Below are 6,120 nucleotides of genomic sequence, written 5' to 3'. Positions count from 1 at the left end.
TCTTCGCGGGCACGCCGATCTACAAGCCGGACGGGTTCGATACCGCCCGCGTGACACTGGGGTTCCAGGTCATGGGGCAGTTTTGACGATGAACAGGGGAAAACGCCATATGCTTTCGCGCGCCATACTACCGCCGCTTCCCGCGCAGAAGGTCTGACATGCCCGCTTCATGGCGAGTCCGATCGCGATACGCGATTTAAGGGCGCCCAGTCCAGCCATGGCGCCCGCGCGAGACTAATCCGCGGGCAAAGTGACCGGAACGCGCATCCGGTAGAACGAGACCGCCTGGATCACGAGCGTGCAAAGAATCGCGCTGCCGTACGCAACCGGCAGGTTCACGCGCGGCAACGCCAGGCTCAGGACATAGAAGAACGCAGCAAAGCCCAGCAGCCCCGCCACCATGCCGCGCATCAATTGCTGCGCAGCGGCTTGACCGATCATGCGATGGGCGAAGACCGCCAGAATGATGGCCATGAACGGGAACGACGCCAGCACGCCGCTCGCTTCAGGACCGACATAAGACGCAATCATCGTGACGCTGACCACGAGCGTGGCGATGAGCACCATGCGCGAGGGCAAATCCCACCACGGCGGATCGAGCCGGCCGCTTTTGCCGGCCTTGTGGGGAATGAGACTGAGCGCGAGGGCGGCGGCAAGAATGGCAACCGCGAACAGGCCCGTTTCCGGTAGCGCACTGCGTTGCAGGAGGATGGCCACGACGGCAAACGTCGCGCAGGCGCCGGCAAGGGCCACGGACCATCCCCGGATCGCCAGCCGGCAATAGGCAAGGCAAAAGGCCGCTTGTGCAGCCGTGGCGACGAGCGACCCCGCCGTGGCCTGCGCGGCAAACGCAGGCCCATGCTCCAGCGCCAGAAACACGGAGATCGGCCCCGAAGTGAGCGGCAGGCCCACCAGCAATCCGCCCACCGCTTCGCCCCAGCGGCGAACGGCAAGACTTGCGGCCAGCAGCAACAGCGGGGTAACGACGAGCTTGAAAACCAGAAGATCCATGATGAGCGAACGACGCGGAGAGCACTCGCCTTGCCGTATGTAGTAAGGGTTTCGTACCCCCAGATATTGCGGGCAGTCACCGTGTCTGACAAACCATTTCTCGTCATAACCGGCTTGCCGATGAAATTGCGCTTATGACAATCATCATTACGATGAATGCCAGCATATTAAAAAAATAAACTTCATCAATACCCGCGCCATCGCTATGCTGGCTCAATCCTTTTTCCGGCGGACTTTGCGATGGCGGAACTCTATCTGGTGCGGCACGGGCAAGCGTCGCTCGGCGCCGACAACTACGACCAGCTTTCGACCCCAGGCGAGCAGCAATGCGTCTGGCTCGGCGAGCACTTTGCCCGCAACGGCATTCGCTTCGACCGGATCGTCAGCGGCACGCTGCGGCGCCACGCGCAGACGCTCGATGCGATCCGGCATGCGCTGCCCGGCCTGCCCGCGGCATGCGACATTCATCCGGGGCTGGACGAATACGATTTCCACGCGCTCTTTCGCGCCCTCGGCGACGAACATCGCAGCCTCGCCGAGGCCGTCAACGGTAATCCGCGCGGTTTCTTCAAGGCCCTGCGCCAGGTCCTCCATTTATGGGCCGAAGGTGCGCTCGATGCACGCGTGCCCGAAACGTGGCAAGCCTTCCAGCAGCGCGTGGCCGACGCGCGCGCGGCGATCCAGCAGAGCGACGCCCAGCGCGTACTGGCGATCACGTCGGGCGGCGTAATCGGCGCGCTGACGCAGCAGATCCTGCACGCGCCGGCCGCGACGGCCATCGCGCTGAACATGCAGATCCGCAATAGCAGCGTCACCCATTGCTTCTTCAACCGCGAAACGTTTCAGTTGTCGAGCTTCAATGTCGTTTCGCACCTCGATGACCCGCAACGCCGCGAGTTCCAGACCTACGGTTGATCCCCCGTCGTTCACCCGACATGCAGCGAAATCCCGCAGTGAAGTCCATGACCAGCGAACACTCCAGCCTCCCGCTCGACGTCGAGCGGCTCACGCCGTATCTGCAACAGCACCTTCCCGGCTTTCGCGGTCCGGTCCGCGCAACGAAGTTCGCGGGCGGCCAGTCCAACCCGACCTTTCTGCTCGACACTCCCGGCGGCCGTTATGTGCTGCGCCGCCAGCCGCCCGGTGAGTTGCTCAAGTCGGCGCACGCCGTCGATCGTGAATTCCGCGTGCTCAAAGCGCTCGCACCCACGCCGGTGCCGGTCGCCCAGGCCGTGCATCTGTGCGAGGACCGCGCAGTGATCGGCAGCATGTTCTATCTGATGAGCTACGAAGAAGGACGCATCTTCTGGAGCCCGGCGCTTCCCGAGGTAGACCGCGAAGCGCGGCGCGACTATTACGCGTCGATCGTCGCGACGCTCGCTGCGCTGCATAACGTCGATATCGACGCTGTGGATCTCGCCGATTACGGGCGTCCCGGCAACTATTTCCAGCGTCAGATCGAGCTCTGGACGCGGCAATACCGGGCCGCCGAGACGGAGCGCCTGGCGTCGATGGAAGCGCTGATCGACTGGCTGCCGGCGCATTGCCCTCCCGACGGCCAGCGCCCTGCCCTCGTGCACGGCGACTTCCGCATCGATAACCTCGTCTTCGCCAGCGACGCGCCGCGCGTACGCGCGGTGCTCGATTGGGAACTCTCGACGCTGGGCAATCCGCTCGCGGACCTCGCCTACTTCTGCATGTGCCTGCGTTTGCCTTCGAAGGGGCACATCATGGGACTGCGCGGTCAGGACCGCGCCGCACTCGGTATTCCCGAGGAAGACGAGATCGTTGCGCAGTACTGCGAACTATGCTGCCTGCCCGGCATCGCCAACTGGAACTTCTATCTGGCGTTCAGTTTCTTCCGGCTTGCCTCGATTGCCCAGGGCGTAAAGGCGCGCGCCATGCAGGGCAACGCTTCGAGCACCGATGCTCACGAGGTGGGCGGGATGGTCGAGCCGCTCGCCAGGCTCGCCGCGGACCTGCTCGCCTGACACACCAAGCCATTCAACCCGAACTAGGGAAACGACATTGAGCACGAACCTCTTTGACCTCACGGGCAAAATCGCCCTCGTGACCGGCGCCAGTCGCGGTATCGGCGAAGCCATCGCAACGCTGCTGGCCGAACAAGGCGCTCATGTGATCGTCTCGAGCCGCAAGCTCGACGACTGCGAAGCGGTTGCCGCAAGCCTGCGCGCAAACGGCAAGAGCGCCGAAGCCTTCGCATGCCACGTCGGCCGCATGGAAGACATCGCGGCCATCTTCGCCCATATCCGCGAAAAGCATGGCCGCCTCGACATTCTCGTCAACAACGCGGCGGCCAACCCCTACTTCGGCCATATCCTCGACACGGACCTCTCCGCCTACAACAAGACCGTCGAAGTGAACGTGCGCGGCTACTTCTTCATGTCGGTGGAAGCCGGCAGGATGATGAAGGCGCAGGGCGGCGGCGCCATCGTCAATACGGCCTCGGTCAACGCGCTGCAGCCCGGCGACATGCAGGGCATCTACTCGATCACAAAAGCCGCGGTCGTCAACATGACCAGGGCATTCGCGAAGGAGTGCGGACCGTTCGGCATCCGGGTCAATGCGCTGTTGCCTGGCCTCACGAAAACGAAGTTCGCTGGTGCGCTGTTCGAGAACAAGGAGATCTACGAACGCTGGATCAGCGAGATCCCGCTGCGCCGCCATGGCGAACCGCGCGAGATGGCCGGCACCGTGCTCTATCTCGTCTCCGATGCGTCGAGCTACACGAACGGCGAATGCATCGTCGTCGACGGTGGCCTGACGATCTAGTACTCCGCAAGGAAGGAACCCGACATGAATTTCGCTTATAGCCCCAAGGTTGAAGACCTGCTACGCCGCGTGCGCGGCTTCATGGACGAACATATCGTGCCGCGCCACCGGCAATGGCTCGAAGAGGTACACGCGGGGCACTATCCCGTATCGTTCATGGAAGACCTCAAGGCCATCGCCAAAGCCGAAGGCCTGTGGAACCTCTTCCTGCCGCACCTGAAGGACGACGAGTCGGGCACGCGCCTCACGAACCTCGAATATGCCCCGCTCGCCGAAGTCATGGGCCGGATCTCCTGGGCACCCGAGGTGTTCAACTGCAACGCGCCCGATACCGGCAACATGGAACTGCTGCACATGTTCGCAACGCCCGCGCAACGCGATCAGTGGCTCGTACCGCTGCTGGAAGGCAAGATCCGCTCGGCCTTCGCGATGACCGAGCCGGACGTCCCCTCTTCCGACGCCACGAACATCACGACGTCGATCCGGCGCGACAACGACGACTATGTGATCAATGGCCGCAAGTGGTTCATCACGAATGCGGCGCATCCGAACTGCAAGCTCTTCATCGTCATGGGGAAGACCGACCCCGATGCCGAAAGCCACCATCAGCAGAGCATGATTCTCGTGCCGGCGAACACCCCGGGCGTGACGATCGTGCGCAATATTCCGGTCATGAATCACGTTTCCCCGGAAGGCCATTGTGAGGTGACGTTCAGGAACGTCCGCGTGCCCGCATCGAATCTGCTCGGCGAAGAAGGCAGCGGCTTCGCGCTCGCGCAGGCACGGCTCGGGCCGGGACGCATTCACCACTGCATGCGCTCGATCGGTGCGGCGGAACTGGCGCTCGAACTGATGATCGAGCGTGCCCAGGAGCGCAAGGCGTTCGGCAAGTATCTGCATCAGCACGGCACGGTGGGCGAATGGATTGCGAAGTCGCGCATCGAAATCGAGCAGGCCCGGCTGCTCGTGCTGAAAACGGCATGGCTCCTGGACGAAGTGGGCGCGAAAGCGGCGCGCAAAGAAATTTCGATGATCAAGGCATTGATTCCGCAGGTCCACACCACGGTCTGCGACCGCGCGATGCAGGTGTTCGGCGCCATGGGCCTGAGCCCCGACACGCCGCTCGCCGATCATTGGACCTGGGGCCGCGCCCTGCGCTTCGCCGACGGCCCGGACGAAGTCCACCTCCAGGCCATCGCCCGCATGGAGATCGGCGGGGGCAAGGAGCGGCTCGGCTCGACGGCGGCCTACCTCAACATCCCGCCGCGCGACTGAAGCACTGAGCGGCAACGATCCGGCCGGACGCATCGCCACGACACCTCTCGTTTATGATGGCGGGCAAACGGAGGCAGTGAGATGCGTTCACCGAAGCTGGATCTGAACCTGTTCGTCGTATTCGAGTCGATCTACGAAAAGCGCAATCTGACCCGCGCCGCAGAGGCGCTTTTCATCACCCAGCCCGCGGTCAGCAATGCGCTGGCCCGCATGCGCAAGGCGTTCAACGATCCGCTCTTCGTGAGCACGCCGTCCGGCATGGTGCCCACGCCGCTCACCGAAAACATCATCGGCCGCGTGCGCGAGGCGCTGCAATTGCTGGAGGCCAGCGCGACCGAAGGCGACGTCTTTGTGCCGGCCACTTCGGAGCGCACCTTTCGTCTGAGCATGCCGGATTTGACGGAAGCGATTTTGCTGCCCGCACTCGGCGAACTGCTTCAGCAACAGGCGCCGGGCATGAGCCTCGAATGCTATTTCACGCCGCGCAGCGAACTGTCCACTGCGCTCGCGACCGGCAAGATCGATTTTGCCATCGACGTGCCGCTGATCGACGACCCGCAGTTGCATACGCTGCCGCTAGGAAGCGACCGTTACGCCTGCCTGCTGCGCCACGACCACCCGTTCGCGGGCGACACGCTGAGCCTCGACGACTACCTGGCGCTCGGCCATATCCAGGTGTCGAGCCGCCGCCAGGGAAGCGGGTTCGTGGATGCGGAGCTGAAGAAACTCGGCAAGGCGCGACGCATCCAGATGCGCGTGCAGCACTACATGGTGGCACCGCTCGTGGCGCTGCGCACCGATCTCGCGCTGACCGCGCCGGTCCAGCTTCTGCAACGGCACGACGCGCGAATTCTGGAATTGCCATTCGGGCTCCCGCGGCTCGAATGGCATCTGTACTGGCATCGCAGCAGCGAACAGGATCAGGCCAGCATCTGGCTACGCCGCAAGGTGATCGACCTGTTGAGCGAGCGCGCCAGTGTGCCGGAACAGCCGGAGCGCAAACGCCGCAGGGCGCGCGCCCTCACGTAGCATCCCGTAGCG

The 6,120-nt window shown here is 63.6% G+C and carries 6 protein-coding genes; 5 read left to right on the top strand and 1 reads right to left on the bottom strand.

Translation table 11 applies throughout. The features are described 5' to 3' along the window. Positions 1-234: 234 nt before the first annotated feature. Complete coding sequence (locus tag V8683_RS24720) at positions 235-1,011, bottom strand: hypothetical protein (RefSeq protein WP_411193133.1); 777 nt, start codon at positions 1,009-1,011, stop codon at positions 235-237. A gap of 240 nt (positions 1,012-1,251) precedes the next feature. Between V8683_RS24720 and V8683_RS24715 the strand changes: the two genes are divergently transcribed. From V8683_RS24715 to V8683_RS24695, 5 genes are all read left to right on the top strand, one after another. After that, entirely contained in the window at positions 1,252-1,926 is a 675-nt protein-coding gene (locus V8683_RS24715; RefSeq protein WP_411193134.1) for a histidine phosphatase family protein, read from the top strand. A 47-nt stretch (positions 1,927-1,973) separates the two neighbouring features. After that, entirely contained in the window at positions 1,974-3,002 is a 1,029-nt protein-coding gene (locus V8683_RS24710; RefSeq protein WP_411193135.1) for a phosphotransferase, read from the top strand. Positions 3,003-3,039: 37 nt separating this feature from the next. Further along, entirely contained in the window at positions 3,040-3,804 is a 765-nt protein-coding gene (locus V8683_RS24705; protein WP_411193136.1) for an SDR family oxidoreductase, read from the top strand. Between the two features lie 24 nt (positions 3,805-3,828). Beyond that, positions 3,829-5,079, top strand: coding sequence for an acyl-CoA dehydrogenase family protein (locus V8683_RS24700; protein WP_411193137.1), 1,251 nt, complete (start codon positions 3,829-3,831; stop codon positions 5,077-5,079). A gap of 81 nt (positions 5,080-5,160) precedes the next feature. Beyond that, the gene (locus V8683_RS24695) at positions 5,161-6,108 is read left to right on the top strand and encodes a LysR family transcriptional regulator (protein WP_411193138.1); all 948 of its coding nucleotides are present in this window, start codon (positions 5,161-5,163) and stop codon (positions 6,106-6,108) included. The last annotated feature ends 12 nt before the right edge of the window (positions 6,109-6,120 follow it).

The organism is Paraburkholderia sp. AV2 (assembly GCF_054968425.1).
The sequence above is the reverse complement of the archived record's forward strand: the minus strand, read 5'-3'. Positions and strand labels throughout refer to the sequence as shown.